This window comes from Paraburkholderia sp. Cy-641 (assembly GCF_011752945.1).
Classification (GTDB): Bacteria; Pseudomonadota; Gammaproteobacteria; order Burkholderiales; family Burkholderiaceae; genus Paraburkholderia.
This window is the reverse complement of sequence record NZ_VWWM01000103.1, coordinates 1-13,203: the sequence shown is the minus strand read 5'-3', so window position 1 is coordinate 13,203 and position 13,203 is coordinate 1. Positions and strand designations below refer to the sequence as shown.

Genomic DNA, 13,203 nt, shown 5'->3' with positions numbered 1-13,203 from the left:
GGCGCGCGCGAGCGTCGCGCCCGACGCGGCGGCCACCGCCAGCGCGGCTCGCGGCAGCAGGTTGCGCGACGCGGAGAGCATGCCGCGAACGGCGGCGCGTTTCATCGATTGAGCTTCCGGATGCGTTCGGACGGCGTGATGATGTCGGTCAGACGGATGCCGAACTTGTCGTTCACGACCACCACTTCGCCCTGCGCGATCAGGCAGCCGTTGACGAGCACGTCCATCGGCTCGCCGGCGAGGCCGTCGAGTTCCACGACCGAGCCCTGCGCGAGTTGCAGCAGATTGCGGATCGCGATCTTGGTGCGGCCGAGCTCGACCGTCATCTGGACCGGAATGTCCAGGATCATGTCGATGTCGTTGTGCGTCGAGGTGGGCTCGACCTTCGACAGCGGCTGGAATACGCCGGCCGCCGCCGGGTTCACTTCGGCGTTGCCGTTCTGCTCGGCGAGCGCGCTCGCCCAGTCGGCCATCGCGTCGTCGTCTTCGGCGCTCAGTTCGCCGGCGGCCACTTGCGGGTCGCTCGCGGCCAGTTCGGCCTCGGGTTTTGCGTTCAGGTCACTCATATCCACTTTCCTTCATCGTGTCGGCTGCGCTGATCATCTTCTGGACCCGCAACGCGTACTGACCATTGAAAATTCCGTAGCCGCATTCCATCACCGGCACGCCGTCGACTTTCGCCGTGATGTGCTCGGGGATGTTGATCGGCAGAACATCGCCCTTGCGCATGTTCAGAATCTGCTCGAACGTGACCGGCACCTGCGCGAGGTCGGCGGTCAGTTGCACTTCGGCCGCCTGCACCTGCTTCGACAGCACGCGCACCCAGCGGCGATCGACGTCCATCGCCTCGCCCTGGATCGGCGAGGAAAGCACGTCGCGGATCGGCTCGATCATCGAATACGGCATGCAGATGTGCAGCGTGCCGCCCGTCGAGCCGAACTCGATCGAGAACTGCGTGACGATGACGATTTCGTTCGGCGTCGCGACGTTGGCGAACTGCGTGTGCATTTCCGAGCGCACGTATTCGAACTGCAGCGGGCGCACGCTTTTCCACGACGCCGTGTAATGCTCGAACGTCAGATTGAGCAGCTTCATGATGATGCGCTGCTCGGTCTGCGTGAAATCACGCCCTTCGACGCGCGTATGGAACCGGCCGTCGCCGCCGAACAGGTTGTCGACCACGAAGAACACGAGGTTCGGGTCGAACACGAACAGCGAGGTGCCGCGCAGCGGCTTCACGTGAACGAGGTTCAGGTTGGTCGGGATCGGCAGATTGCGCGTGAATTCGCTGTATTTCTGCACCTTCACGGGGCCGACGGAGATTTCCGCCGAGCGCCGCATGAAGTTGAAAATGCCGACGCGCAACAGACGCGCGAAACGGTCGTTGATGATTTCGAGGCCCGGCATGCGGCCACGGACGATCCGCTCCTGCGTCGCGATGTTGTACGGGCGTACGCCCGTGCGCTCGCTCTGCTCGGTTTCCGTGTCGACTTCGCCGGTGACGCCCTTCAGGAGAGCATCGACCTCTTCCTGGGACATGAACTCTTCGTGGCCCATTGCTTATTCCTCGTGCGTCCCTTGGCGGTTGATGATGGCAGCGCTAGACAACGTCACGGTACGTCACTGCACGACGAATTCGGTGAACAGCACGTCCTGCACGCGGACCGGCGCGGCGCCCTTGTCGGTCGGCTCGGTGATCAGCGTCTTGAGTTCCTCGGCGAGCGCGCGCTTGCCTTCGAGCGGCGCGAGGTCGTCGGGGTGCTTGTTGGACAGCGCGAGCAGGATGCGGCTGCGCACTTCGGGCATGTGCTCGGTGAGCGCCTGCTGGGTGGCGGCGTCGCCGAGCTTGAGCGTGAGGCCGATGCGCAGGAAATGCTGCTGGCCGTCGTCCGATTGCAGGTTGACGGTCATCGATTCGAGCGGAAAGAAGATCGGCACGGCGGGCGGCGCGGGCGCGGCTTCGGCCGATGCGGCGACGGGCGCGCGCTTTGCCATGAAGAACCACACGCCGGCGCCGGCAGCGCCCGCGGAGATGAGCGCAATGAGGACGATCAGGATGATGCGCTTCATGGGACCCGGCGAGACGGGCGCGGCTTGTTGCGGGGCGGTCGTGGTAGCCATGTGGTTTGCTTTGCTGCCTGGATGAAGGGTTAGGGTGATTGTTGTTGATTTGCCTGCGGGGTGATGGGTCGAAAAGAAGGGCTATTTGTGGTTATCTCAAGTGTTTGGTGTTGCCCTGTGCAGGGCTGGGCTTTTTTGGCGTTGTTCTCTGCGGTGTTGGGCTTTCCTTGTTTTCTTGGTGGGCTATTGGTGTTGCCCCTCTGTGCGGGGTGGCGCTTCTTTGTCGTTGTTCTCTGCGGTGTTGGCCTTTCCTTGATTTCTTGGTGGTCTATTAGCGTTGCCCCTGTGCGGGGCGGCACCTACTTTCTTTGCGGCTGCAAAGAAAGTAGGCAAAGAAAGCAGCTTCACACCGCCAGCTCTTAAGCGGGTCCCTTGGCTTGGAGGGGGCAGTGGTGCATCTGGAATCGGTGCCCTCGCACATTCCACCCCGGTGACAAAGCTGTCATCCGCTCCCACTCCGCACTGCGTGCGTCGCGGACGGGTCTGCCAGGGGAACCCGCAGGTTTCGTTCGCGTAGCGGGGGCCGTCGGCTGCGCCTCGGCGACACGCCGAAAAAGACCGATGGTTTTTGAGCCGGGCTTCGGCGCGCGTAGCGCCGCCGGAAGAATGACGGCCTTGTCACTGATGTGGAATGCGCGAGGAGACAGATTTCAGATGCACCACTCCCCCCTCCAAGCCAGGGAACCCGCTTCAGAATTAGCGGTGTGAAGCTGCTTTCTTTGCCTACTTTCTTTGCAGCCGCAAAGAAAGTAGGTGCCGCCCCGCACAGGGGCAACGCTAATAGACCGACATGAACACAAGGAAAGGCCAACACCAGAAGAACAAAGACAAAAAAGCCCAACCCTGCAAAGGGCCAAAACCACCACTATTAAGCGCCGCCAGGCAAATCAACCGCTACAACATCAACCACATCCTGCGCGCCAGCGCCCACCTCATGCGGCCTTTCATCTTCAGCCCCGCTCTCCAACCGATGCAACCACGCCAGCAATTCCGCGGTCGCCTGATAAAGCTGCGGCGGAATCCTCGCATCGAGATCCACCTGCATCAGCAATGAAATCATCTCCGGCGCTTCGTGAACATAAAGCCCCGCTTCCTTGGCCCGCTGCACGATCATCTCCGCGAGCAGCCCATACCCCTTCGCGACCACCCGCGGCGCAGCCTCGCCACTCTGAGCGTCGTAGACAAGCGCAGCCGCGCTGCGGCGATTGGTCCGGCTCATCAGATATCCCAGTCGAAGTCGTCGCGCGCCCCCGGCGTGCCGCGTGCAGCGGCCGAGCCATAGCCCGCAGGGTTAGCCGCGACACCACCCGGCGTCGCCGTGGCCGGCATCGTGGATGAAGCCGTTCCCGCTGTCGCCGAACGCGCATACGCCGAAGCTGCCGCCTGCGCGCCAGCAGTGCCCGTCGCGCTCGCCGCTCCAGGTGCTCCCGGTACACCGCCGCCGATCTCGCGAATCGTCAAACCCTGCAACTCGATGCCGGCCGCCGCGAGCCGCTCGCGAAAGCTCTCGCCCTGAATCGCGAGCCGCGCCGCGCCGTGCGGGCTCGCCTGCACGCGCGCGGTAAGCCGCATGCCGGTCAGCGTCAATTCGGCATCGACGGTACCGAGCGTCGGCAGCGACAGCGTCAGACGCGTGCGCCACGGCTGGTCGTCCTCGCTCGCGAGGCCGCCGCCGCTGCGGTCCCATTCGTCGCCGTCCTGCTCGATGGTCCAGTCGAGCCGCGCGCCCGGCCATGCCTCGCCGGTCCAGCGGAATTGCCCGGTCGCGAGCAGGTCGAGCTGCTGCCGCACGAGCGGCTCCGTCGCCGGATGCACGGCCGCCGCCGTCGATTGCGCATTCTGCGACGCAGCCGCATCGCCGATTTGCGGCGCCGCGCTGTGCAGCCCCGCATGCGCAGGCTGGCCCGTCAGATCGGACAACGAACTCGCCAGCACCTCGCCCGCAGCGAAACGCGCGGCTTGCGCGGTCAGGATCGAGGGCATCGCGTGCGTGGGGGCGTCGGCAGAGGGATTGGGTGAGCCGGCCGGTGAGCCAGCTTGCGGGCCCGGTTGTGAGCCTTGTTGTGAGCCCGACTGCACACCGCTTGTTGCGGTGCCCGGCATGCCACGTTGCATGCCGCTCGCCATCGCCTCGGACGCGAAACCCGTCGCGCCCGCGTCGCCGTCCTCGTCGGCCCAGCCGGGCGGCAATTGCGCGGCCGCCACGAGCCGGTTCTGCGCTTCGTCGGCGAGGTTCTCCGGCGAGCGCTGGCCGACGAGCCATCCCGCGAGATGCGCTTCGTAGAACAGGCCGCTGTCGCTGACGGTGCGTTCGAGCGCGGCCGCAAGCGCCGCCACTGGCACCTGCGTCGCCGCGATGCTGGCGGTGGCCACGGTTCCGTTCGCACTGGCGGCAGCATTGGAGTTTGCCGTGGCGGCATCGGCAGAACCCGCGCTACTTGCCGCATCGGCACCCGGCAATCCTTCCACCGCGATATCGAGCGCCGGCGCGGCCGGCCAGATCGGCGCCTGGCCGAGCACGGCCGGCGTCGCCTCGCCGCCCGAATTCGCGATCGCATTGAGCGTCAGCGCGACCGCCGACAGCGCGGTTTGCGCGGACGGCTGCGGCGCGGGCGTCACGTTGGGCGTGGCGGCAATGGGCGCGCCGGCGACGCCTGCCGCGCCGGTCTGCGAGGTGGTCGCGGCGCCCGGCGCGATGTTGAGCAAACTGTCGATCCGGCTCGAAAGCACCGAAGCGACGGCCGTGTCGATTCCGTTCATGCCGGTTCCCTGGTCGCATGGGCGCGAGCGCGCTCCATGCTCTGATCGTTCAGTCGTGCGCCGCGCGGCGCGCCATGGCACGGGGGCGGGCGCGCAGGCGGCGCATCGGCGCGCACGGCGTCCGCGAGGCCCGCCGCCCGCATGGGCTCGCCTTCAACGCGCCCCGTACAGTTCCTTGAGCACGCGCGTCGGGCGGCCCGCGAACAGCGCCGACAGCGTCGCCATGCGCGGATTCGCGAGATCGCGGATCGCCGCGTCGTCGGCGAGAATCTGGCGGATCAGCATGTATTTGCGCTGACGCTCGGTCTCGTCGAGTTTCACGCCGTCGTCGGCTTCCTTCAGGGCTTCGACCAGATGCCGGTATTCCTCCTGCAGCTCGACCAGATCGCTCCACAGGGCGTGGCGAGCCGCCATCAGCATGCGGCAGGACAGTGCGGCGATAGCCTCGTATCGGGAAAAATATTCTGCGTTCGATGTCATCTCATGCTTTCCGCGGCAGGCTGCGTAGCCATGCGCGCAACCTCCGGGCCAATCCCGATCCATGCCTCTTCGAGCGTGGCGAGCAAACCGTCGATCTCCACCAGCATCGCCTCGCTCGAATGAATATTGGCTTCGAGCAGCCGGCGCGTCATATAGCTGTACAGCGCATTCAGCCGCCCCGCGATCTCGCCGCCCACCTCGAGGTTCAGCGACTGCTGCAACCCGCTTTCGACGATCCGGATCGCCTTGCTGACCGCCATGCCGCGCTCCGCGACATTGCCCTGCTGCAGATGCATGCGGGCTTGCGCGATGGCCTGCCTTGCGCCCTGGTACAGCAACACGATGAGACGATGCGGACTGGCGCCCATCACGGCCGTCTCGACACCGACGCGTGCATACGCGCTGGCTCCAGCGTGTCCCGGGGAAAACATCGGCGCTCCTCCTCTGATACGGATACTGACTGCGATTGGGTCATGGCTCGGCCCTGCGGCGCGTTGTCGCGCCCGAACCGGCCTGTACCCTGGTTATCGGATACGCGGCGGCAAAGCTTTAGAGCAATGTAAGCAAGGGGGATCGAGGGGCGTCAAAGGAATCGGCCGGCTTGCGCGCCGGCCAGGCTGGCTTGCCGGTTTTCGTGCGGGGGGATGCAGAACCCGGGCGAAACCCAGGCGCAACTCGCACGAAACCCGCGCAAAACCGTTCAGATCGACATCTGCGCGATGTCGTTGTAGGCGGCCACGAGCTTGTTGCGCACCTGCAGGCCGAACTGGAAGCCGATGTTGGCCTTCTGCATGTCGACCATCACGTCGTTCAGCGAGACGTTCGGCGAACCGAGCTCGAACGCCTGCGATTCGCCGATCGCGCTCTGCTGGTCGCTGCTGATCTTGTCGAGCGAGGCCTTCAGCGCGGAGGCGAAACTCGTGGGCGTCGCCGCGCCGGACTCGTTCGCCGCCGGGCTCGCGTCGCCGGCCGCCTGCGCCGCCATCGCCTGCATCTGTTGCAGCGCCGACGAAAGCGCGTTCACGGGCATGGTCATGTTTTCTCCGTTGGATGTGCGATCGGACTGCCGGAAGGTGTACCGATCTGGACGAAAGCATAGCAGCGCCCCCTTCGGGAAACTCCCGAAACTAGGGGGGAAACCCGGCTCTATTCAAGCAATCGGGTTGAGCGTCGCCACGGATAATTTCAAGCGTGAAAGTCTCTGTCCGTTCCCTCGCCGAGCCCCGGCGCGATCGTGCGGCAGAACGCAAAGGCATCCCGGAGATACCCGACGCATGGATTCGTCAGCCAACTCGTTGATCAACCCCGACGCCCGCATGGGGCTCGCCGGCGCGCAGCCCGCGCCCGGCCAGCCCGCCAGCGGCCAGGCCGGCGGCGCCGACCTCGGCGGGCTCGGCGGCCTAAGTGGCATGGGCGGCAACTTCTCGCAGCGTCTGTCCGGTCTCGCGCAGATGCGCGGCAACCCGCGCGCGCCGCTCGTGTTCGCAGTCGCGCTGCTGGTGGCGGTCGTCGCGGGCCTGTTTCTGTGGTCGCGCGTGCCCGACTACAAGGTGCTCTACAGCAATCTGTCGGACCGCGACGGCGGCCAGATCATCGCCGCGCTGCAGCAGGCCAACATTCCGTACAAGCTCTCCGAGAGCGGCGGCGCGATCCTCGTGCCGGCCGAGCAGGTCCACGAGATGCGCCTGCGCCTCGCCTCGCAGGGGCTGCCGAAAAGCGGCTCGGTCGGCTTCGAGCTGATGGACAACCAGAAATTCGGCATCAGCCAGTTCGACGAGCAGATCAACTATCAGCGCGCACTCGAAGGCGAACTCGAACGCACGATCGAGTCGATCTCGACCGTGAAGTCGGCGCGCGTGCATCTGGCGATTCCGAAGCCGACCGTGTTCGTGCGCGACAAGGAACCGCCCTCGGCGTCGGTGCTCGTCAATCTCTATCCGGGCCGCGTGCTCGACGAAGGCCAGGTCGTCGCGATCACGCACATGGTGGCGTCGGCGGTACCGGAAATGCCGGTGAAAGGCGTGACGATCCTCGATCAGGACGGCAACCTGCTCACGCAACCGGCCACCGGCAGCGGGCTCGACGCGACGCAACTGAAGTATCGCCAGCAGATCGAGCGCAACACGCAGCAGCGCATCGACGCGATCCTCGCGCCGCTGTTCGGCGCGGGCAACGCGCACTCGCAGGTGAGCGCCGACATCGACTTCTCGCACAGCGAGCAGACTTCGGAGAACTACGGCCCGAACGGCAATCCGCAACAGGCGGCGGTGCGCAGCCAGCAAACGAGCAGTGCCACCGAAATGTCGCAGGGCGGCGCCTCGGGCGTGCCGGGCGCGCTGTCGAACCAGCCGCCGCAGCCGGCCTCCGCGCCGGTCGTCGCCGGCAACGGCGCGAGCGGCGTCGCCACGACGCCGGTCAGCGAGCACAAGGATTCGACCACCAACTACGAACTCGACAAGACCGTGCGCCACATCGACCAGCCGATGGGCGGCATCCGCCGGCTCTCGGTCGCGGTCGTCGTCAATTACCTGAAGGTGACCGACGCGAAGGGCCACGTGACGATGCAGCCGGTCAGCGCCGACAAGCTCGCGCAGATCACCCAGCTCGTGAAGGACGCGATGGGCTTCGACGCGCAGCGCGGCGACTCGGTCAACGTGGTCAACAGCGCGTTCACGACCGAACTCGACCCGAACGCCAACCTGCCGTGGTGGCGCACGCCGGACATGCTCGCGCTCTACAAGCAGATCGCGACCTACCTCGGCATCGGCGCGGTGGCCCTGTTCCTCTACTTCGTGATGGTGAAGCCGGCGCTGCGCCGCGCGTTCCCGCCTCCGCCCGAGCCGGTCGCGGCGCTCGCCTCGCCCGACGAGCCCTTGCTGCTCGACGGCATTCCGGCCGAGGAACGCGACGGCGCGGTCGTCGAGATCGAGGCCGACCCCGAGACGCTCGCGCTCGAAAATGCCAAGCACAAATATGAACGGAACCTGGAGTTCGCGCGCAGCATCGCGCGCCAGGACCCGAAGATCGTTGCAACCGTCGTGAAAAATTGGGTGTCCGATGAGCGCTGAAGGCGTAGTGAAGAGCGCGCTGCTGCTGATGTCGATCGGCGAGGAAGAGGCCGCGCAGGTGTTCAAGTTCCTCGGCCCGCGCGAAGTCCAGAAGATCGGCGTCGCGATGGCCGCGCTGAAGAACGTGACGCGCGAGCAGGTCGACGAGGTGCTGCAGGAGTTCGTGCGCGAGGCCGAGCAGCACACCGGCATGTCGCTCGATTCGAACGAGTACATCCGCTCGGTGCTGACCAAGGCGCTCGGCGACGACAAGGCCGGCGTCATCATCGACCGGATTCTGCAGGGCAGTGACACGAGCGGCATCGAAGGGCTCAAGTGGATGGATTCGGCGGCCGTCGCCGAACTCATCAAGAACGAGCATCCGCAGATCATCGCGACGATCCTCGTGCACCTGGACCGCGATCAGGCATCCGAAATCTCCGCCTGCTTCACGGATCGCCTGCGCAACGACGTGCTGCTGCGCATCGCGACGCTCGACGGCATCCAGCCGGCCGCGCTGCGCGAACTCGACGACGTGCTCACGGGCTTGCTCTCCGGCAGCGATAACCTCAAGCGCAGCCCGATGGGCGGCATCCGCACGGCGGCCGAAATCCTCAACTTCATGTCGAGCAATCACGAGGAAGGCGTGCTCGAAAACGTGCGCCAGTACGACGCCGAGCTGGCGCAGAAGATCGTCGATCAGATGTTCGTGTTCGAGAACCTGCTCGACCTCGAAGACCGCGCGATCCAGCTGCTGCTGAAGGAAGTCGAGTCCGAGGCGCTGATCATTTCGCTGAAGGGCGCACCGCCCGCGCTGCGCCAGAAGTTCCTCTCGAACATGTCGCAGCGCGCGGCCGAACTGCTTGCCGAAGACCTCGACGCGCGCGGTCCGGTGCGCGTCTCCGAAGTCGAGACGCAGCAGCGCCGCATCCTGCAGATCGTGCGCAACCTGGCCGAGAGCGGCCAGATCGTTCTAGGCGGCAAGGCCGAAGATGCGTATGTCTGATCCGAACTCCACGGCGAAGGAAAGCCTCTCGGCCTACCAGCGCTGGGAGATGGCCTCGTTCGACCCGGTGCCGCCCGCGCCGCCGCCGGCCGAACCCGAATTCGACGAGCGCGCGTTCGAGGCCGAACTCGACCGCCTGCGCGAAGCCGCGCATGCGCAGGGTGTCGCCTCGGGTCACGTGGCCGGTCAGGCGCTCGGCTATCAGGCCGGCTATGACCAGGGTCATGCGCAGGGTTTCGCGCAAGGCCAGAGCGAAGCGCGCGAGGAAGCAGCGCGCCTCGCCGCGCTCGCCGAAACCTTCAAGACCGCGCTCGGCGGCGCGCAGCACGCGATTTCCGAAACGCTCGTCGCGCTCGCGCTCGACATCGCGCAGCAGGTCGTGCGCCAGCACGTGCAGCACGATCCGACCGCGCTGATCGCCGCCGCGCGCGAAGTGCTGGCGGCTGAACCGTCGCTGACCGGCGCGCCGTCGCTGATCGTGAGTCCCGCCGATCTGCCCGTCGTCGAGGCGTATCTGCTCGAAGAACTGCAAACGCGCGGCTGGACCGTGCGCACCGATGCGTCGGTCGAGCGCGGCGGCTGCCGCGCCCACGCCGGCAGCGGCGAAGTGGATGCCGGCATCGACACGCGCTGGCAGCGCGTCGCGGCCGCGCTCGGCAAGGTGAGCACATGGTGAAGCCGACACTCGATGAAATCCGCGCCAGCGATCTGACGCCGCTCGAACGCGAGCTTGCGCTTGCCTCCTTCGGCGCCGAGGCGCTCGCGGATGCCGAGTCCGTCGGCGCGGATCAGGCCGCGACGTCCACGCATCCGGCGGATGGCGCGGCGGAGCGCGCCGGGGCGGACGCTTATCCGCTGACAGGCACGCCAGGCGTGGCAGTGGGTACAGCGGTGAGCCGCGAGCCGGCCGCGAGCGAGTCCGCCGCGCGCACCGCTGGCGCCGCTCACGCGTCGCGCCACCCGGCCTACGATCCCGCGCTCGACGCCAATCCGCACATGCAGGCCTGGCGCGGCCAGCTCGACGCGCTGCGCGCGCGCAATGCGATCGCGCGGCCGCTGCGCGCGTGCGGACGGCTGACGCGCGCGGCCGGTCTCGTGCTCGAAGCCGTGGGCCTGCGCCTGTCGGTCGGCGCCGAGGTAATGATCGAACTGCCGCCCGGCAGTTCGCTGCCGATGGCCGAAGCCGAAGTGGTCGGCTTCTCCAGCGACAAGCTGTTTCTGATGCCGACCACCGAAGTGATCGGCCTGTTGCCCGGCGCGCGCGTCTTTCCGCTCGAAAGCGCGCCGATCGCCGATCCGATGGCGGGCGCCAAGCGCCTGCCGGTCGGCTGGGAACTGCTCGGCCGCGTGCTCGACGCGTCGGGCCGGCCGCTCGACGGGCTCGGCCCGCTCGGCACGCAAAGCGATGCGCCGCTGTCCGCGCCGGTCATCAACCCGCTCAATCGCGAGCCGATCCACCAGGTGCTCGACGTCGGCGTGCGCGCGATCAACGCGCTGCTGACGGTCGGCCGCGGGCAGCGCATGGGGCTGTTCGCGGGCTCGGGTGTCGGTAAATCGGTGCTGCTCGGCACGATGGCGCGCTACACCAGCGCCGAGGTGATCGTGATCGGCCTGATCGGCGAACGCGGCCGCGAAGTGAAGGAATTCATCGAGCAGATTCTCGGCGAGGAAGGGTTGGCGCGCTCGGTCGTGATCGCCGCGCCCGCCGACGTGTCGCCGCTGTTGCGCATGCAGGCCGCTGCCTATTCGACCTCGCTCGCCGAATATTTCCGCGACCAGGGCAAGCACGTGCTGCTGATGATGGACTCGCTGACCCGCTACGCGATGGCGCAGCGCGAGATCGCGCTGGCGGTCGGCGAGCCGCCCGCGACCAAGGGCTATCCGCCCTCGGTGTTCGCAAAGCTGCCTGCGCTCGTCGAGCGCACCGGCAACGGTCCGGCGGGCGGCGGCTCGATCACTGCGTTCTACACGGTGCTGACCGAAGGCGATGACCAGCAGGACCCGATTGCCGACTCGGCGCGCGCGATTCTCGACGGCCATATCGTGCTGTCGCGCACGCTCGCCGAGGCGGGCCACTACCCGGCCATCGATATCGAAGCGTCGATTAGCCGGGCAATGACCGCGCTGATCGACGAGAACCACCTGAATAAAACGCGTATGTTCAAGCAGATGCTGTCGCGCTATCAGCGCAACCGCGATCTCATCAACGTGGGCGCGTATTCGAGCGGACGCGATGCGGTGCTCGATCGCGCGATCGCGCTGTATCCGCGGATGGAACAGTTTCTGCAGCAAGGATTTCGCGAGTGTGCGAACTTCGCGCCGAGCATCGACATGCTGAACGCGCTGTTTGTGTAGGCACCGTTGCCGCCGGCAGCCAATGTGCCGGCGCGGGCCGCCGGAGCGGCCGGGCGCGAGGTGCGAGGTGCGAGGTGCGAGGTGCGAGGTGCGAGGCTCATCGAGGTGCGTCGGGGTTCGAGGGCGCAGCGGATGGCTCGCGGTATCCGCGAGTGGCATGACGCGGGGATCGTCTTGCTGGCGGTCCGTCGCGCGACCGATTATTTTTAAGGGAACGTGCTTTTGCGCCGTCCTCGCACGACGCAAAAGCATGCTCGCAAGCCCGCCATGAGCGGGAAACAGGCCCGAGGAGGTTGACGATGGCGAAACATTTCCCGATCAAGACGCTGATCGGTCTCGCACAGGACGACGTGGACGCCGCCGCGCAACGCCTCGGCCGCGCGCAGCGCGAGCGCAACGACGTCGAGGCGCAGCTGAACGCGCTCGTGCAGTACCGCGACGAATACCACGCGCGCTTCACGGCGACGGCCCAGAGCGGCATGCCGGCCGGCAACATGCGCAACTTCCAGGCGTTCATCGACACGCTCGACGCCGCGATCGAACAGCAGCGCAATCTGCTCGGCGCGGCGAACGCGCGCGTCGAAGCGGCGAAGCCCGAATGGCAGCGCCAGAAGCAGCGGCTCGGCTCGTACGAAGTGCTGCAGGCGCGCGGAGAGGCTGCCGAAGCGAAGACCGCCGCGCGGCGCGATCAACGCGATTCCGACGAATATGCCGCGCGGATTCTGCGCATGCGCGCCGAGGGCGCGTGATGCATGTGGCGCCGAACGCTGCCGGGTTTCACGGCGTTCGCCTGACCGGACACCCCGCCCCCGTTTGACGGATTCACAGGATTTCCTATGTCGCTTCTTTCAGAGATCGGCTCGCAAGTCAGTTCGCTGCTCGGTGGCAATGGCTCGACCGGCGCGGCCTCGAGCGCCGCGGTCAACGTGATGCCGTTCGCGCAGACCTTGCAGCAGAGCATCGATCAGCAGAACAGCGCGGCTTCGCAGAGCGCGAGCCAGCAGCAGAGCAGTTCGCCGACGGCATCGCCGACCCAGACGTCGAGCGTGCATGACGCCCCGCCGCCCGCGTCCACGCCGAAGAGCGCGAGCGGCAGCCAGAGCGGCGCGGGCACGGCGTCCGCTGCGTCGGCGGGACATGCGCGCCAGGCGTCGAACGGCAACGCGGCGAGCACCCGGGCGAAGCAGCACGACACGAAGGCGCAGACCGACGCGGGCGCGGTCGCGGCGGCATCGGCTGCCGCCCAGGCTCAGGCGCAAGCCGCGGCCCAGGCCGCCGCGAACGACGCGACAGGCAACGCCGACAGTTCGACCGATACCACGACGTCCGCCGCCGACGCCGTCGGCACGCTGGCCGGCACGGCCGCGAGCGCGCTCGCCGGCGATGCGGCGGGCAAGAAAGGCCTGGTCGATCCGAAATCGTTGCAGACAGCGA

General features: G+C 66.9%; 13 protein-coding genes and 1 pseudogene. 6 read left to right on the top strand and 8 right to left on the bottom strand.

Annotated elements, in window-relative coordinates; genetic code table 11:
* Positions 1–101 precede the first annotated feature (101 nt).
* The 8 genes from fliN to fliE form a co-directional block, all read right to left on the bottom strand.
* Positions 102–566, bottom strand: coding sequence for a flagellar motor switch protein FliN (fliN, locus tag F3J20_RS31005; protein WP_167285771.1), 465 nt, complete (start codon positions 564–566; stop codon positions 102–104).
* Entirely contained in the window at positions 559–1,557 is a 999-nt protein-coding gene (gene fliM / locus F3J20_RS31000) for a flagellar motor switch protein FliM (protein WP_167285770.1), read from the bottom strand. Before fliM ends, fliN begins: the two co-directional genes overlap by 8 nt.
* 63 nt (positions 1,558–1,620) lie before the next feature.
* The gene (fliL, locus tag F3J20_RS30995; RefSeq protein ID WP_167047380.1) at positions 1,621–2,121 is read right to left on the bottom strand and encodes a flagellar basal body-associated protein FliL; all 501 of its coding nucleotides are present in this window, start codon (positions 2,119–2,121) and stop codon (positions 1,621–1,623) included.
* A gap of 868 nt (positions 2,122–2,989) precedes the next feature.
* Complete coding sequence (locus tag F3J20_RS30990; RefSeq protein WP_167047382.1) at positions 2,990–3,340, bottom strand: EscU/YscU/HrcU family type III secretion system export apparatus switch protein; 351 nt, start codon at positions 3,338–3,340, stop codon at positions 2,990–2,992.
* On the bottom strand, positions 3,340–4,881 hold the full coding sequence (locus F3J20_RS30985; RefSeq protein ID WP_167285769.1) for a flagellar hook-length control protein FliK: 1,542 nt from the start codon (positions 4,879–4,881) through the stop codon (positions 3,340–3,342). The genes F3J20_RS30990 and F3J20_RS30985 overlap by 1 nt, the downstream gene beginning before the upstream one ends.
* Before the next feature lie 153 nt (positions 4,882–5,034).
* Positions 5,035–5,361: a flagellar protein FliT gene (locus F3J20_RS30980; RefSeq protein WP_167047388.1), complete on the bottom strand. Its 327-nt coding sequence runs from the start codon at positions 5,359–5,361 to the stop codon at positions 5,035–5,037.
* The gene (gene fliS / locus F3J20_RS30975) at positions 5,358–5,792 is read right to left on the bottom strand and encodes a flagellar export chaperone FliS (protein WP_167285768.1); all 435 of its coding nucleotides are present in this window, start codon (positions 5,790–5,792) and stop codon (positions 5,358–5,360) included. Before fliS ends, F3J20_RS30980 begins: the two co-directional genes overlap by 4 nt.
* A gap of 269 nt (positions 5,793–6,061) precedes the next feature.
* Complete coding sequence (fliE, locus tag F3J20_RS30970) at positions 6,062–6,397, bottom strand: flagellar hook-basal body complex protein FliE (RefSeq protein ID WP_167047394.1); 336 nt, start codon at positions 6,395–6,397, stop codon at positions 6,062–6,064.
* A 238-nt stretch (positions 6,398–6,635) separates the two neighbouring features.
* Here fliE and fliF point away from each other — a divergent pair, with 238 nt between their 5' ends.
* The 6 genes and pseudogenes from fliF to F3J20_RS30940 all read left to right on the top strand — a co-directional run.
* Positions 6,636–8,429 (top strand): flagellar basal-body MS-ring/collar protein FliF, encoded by a 1,794-nt coding sequence (gene fliF / locus F3J20_RS30965; protein ID WP_167285767.1) that lies wholly within the window; start codon positions 6,636–6,638, stop codon positions 8,427–8,429.
* Positions 8,419–9,414 (top strand): flagellar motor switch protein FliG, encoded by a 996-nt coding sequence (gene fliG, locus F3J20_RS30960; RefSeq protein WP_167047400.1) that lies wholly within the window; start codon positions 8,419–8,421, stop codon positions 9,412–9,414. Before fliF ends, fliG begins: the two co-directional genes overlap by 11 nt.
* Positions 9,401–10,090, top strand: a complete 690-nt coding sequence (gene fliH, locus F3J20_RS30955; protein ID WP_205299427.1) for a flagellar assembly protein FliH — start codon at positions 9,401–9,403, stop codon at positions 10,088–10,090. The genes fliG and fliH overlap by 14 nt, the downstream gene beginning before the upstream one ends.
* The gene (fliI, locus tag F3J20_RS30950; RefSeq protein ID WP_167285765.1) at positions 10,084–11,769 is read left to right on the top strand and encodes a flagellar protein export ATPase FliI; all 1,686 of its coding nucleotides are present in this window, start codon (positions 10,084–10,086) and stop codon (positions 11,767–11,769) included. The genes fliH and fliI overlap by 7 nt, the downstream gene beginning before the upstream one ends.
* Before the next feature lie 299 nt (positions 11,770–12,068).
* The gene (gene fliJ / locus F3J20_RS30945) at positions 12,069–12,518 is read left to right on the top strand and encodes a flagellar export protein FliJ (protein WP_167047409.1); all 450 of its coding nucleotides are present in this window, start codon (positions 12,069–12,071) and stop codon (positions 12,516–12,518) included.
* Positions 12,519–12,605: 87 nt separating this feature from the next.
* Positions 12,606–13,203 (top strand): annotated as a pseudogene (locus F3J20_RS30940) (flagellar hook-length control protein FliK); the annotation flags it as partial.

What these genes read in the sequence shown, in the direction of transcription:
- fliN (WP_167285771.1), bottom strand. Translation starts at nt 566, where the DNA reads ATGAGTGACCTGAACGCAAAACCCGAGGCCGAACTGGCCGCGAGCGAC.
- fliM (WP_167285770.1), bottom strand. Translation starts at nt 1,557, where the DNA reads ATGGGCCACGAAGAGTTCATGTCCCAGGAAGAGGTCGATGCTCTCCTG.
- fliL (WP_167047380.1), bottom strand. Translation starts at nt 2,121, where the DNA reads ATGGCTACCACGACCGCCCCGCAACAAGCCGCGCCCGTCTCGCCGGGT.
- F3J20_RS30990 (WP_167047382.1), bottom strand. Translation starts at nt 3,340, where the DNA reads ATGAGCCGGACCAATCGCCGCAGCGCGGCTGCGCTTGTCTACGACGCT.
- F3J20_RS30985 (WP_167285769.1), bottom strand. Translation starts at nt 4,881, where the DNA reads ATGAACGGAATCGACACGGCCGTCGCTTCGGTGCTTTCGAGCCGGATC.
- F3J20_RS30980 (WP_167047388.1), bottom strand. Translation starts at nt 5,361, where the DNA reads ATGACATCGAACGCAGAATATTTTTCCCGATACGAGGCTATCGCCGCA.
- fliS (WP_167285768.1), bottom strand. Translation starts at nt 5,792, where the DNA reads ATGTTTTCCCCGGGACACGCTGGAGCCAGCGCGTATGCACGCGTCGGT.
- fliE (WP_167047394.1), bottom strand. Translation starts at nt 6,397, where the DNA reads ATGACCATGCCCGTGAACGCGCTTTCGTCGGCGCTGCAACAGATGCAG.
- fliF (WP_167285767.1), top strand. Translation starts at nt 6,636, where the DNA reads ATGGATTCGTCAGCCAACTCGTTGATCAACCCCGACGCCCGCATGGGG.
- fliG (WP_167047400.1), top strand. Translation starts at nt 8,419, where the DNA reads ATGAGCGCTGAAGGCGTAGTGAAGAGCGCGCTGCTGCTGATGTCGATC.
- fliH (WP_205299427.1), top strand. Translation starts at nt 9,401, where the DNA reads ATGCGTATGTCTGATCCGAACTCCACGGCGAAGGAAAGCCTCTCGGCC.
- fliI (WP_167285765.1), top strand. Translation starts at nt 10,084, where the DNA reads ATGGTGAAGCCGACACTCGATGAAATCCGCGCCAGCGATCTGACGCCG.
- fliJ (WP_167047409.1), top strand. Translation starts at nt 12,069, where the DNA reads ATGGCGAAACATTTCCCGATCAAGACGCTGATCGGTCTCGCACAGGAC.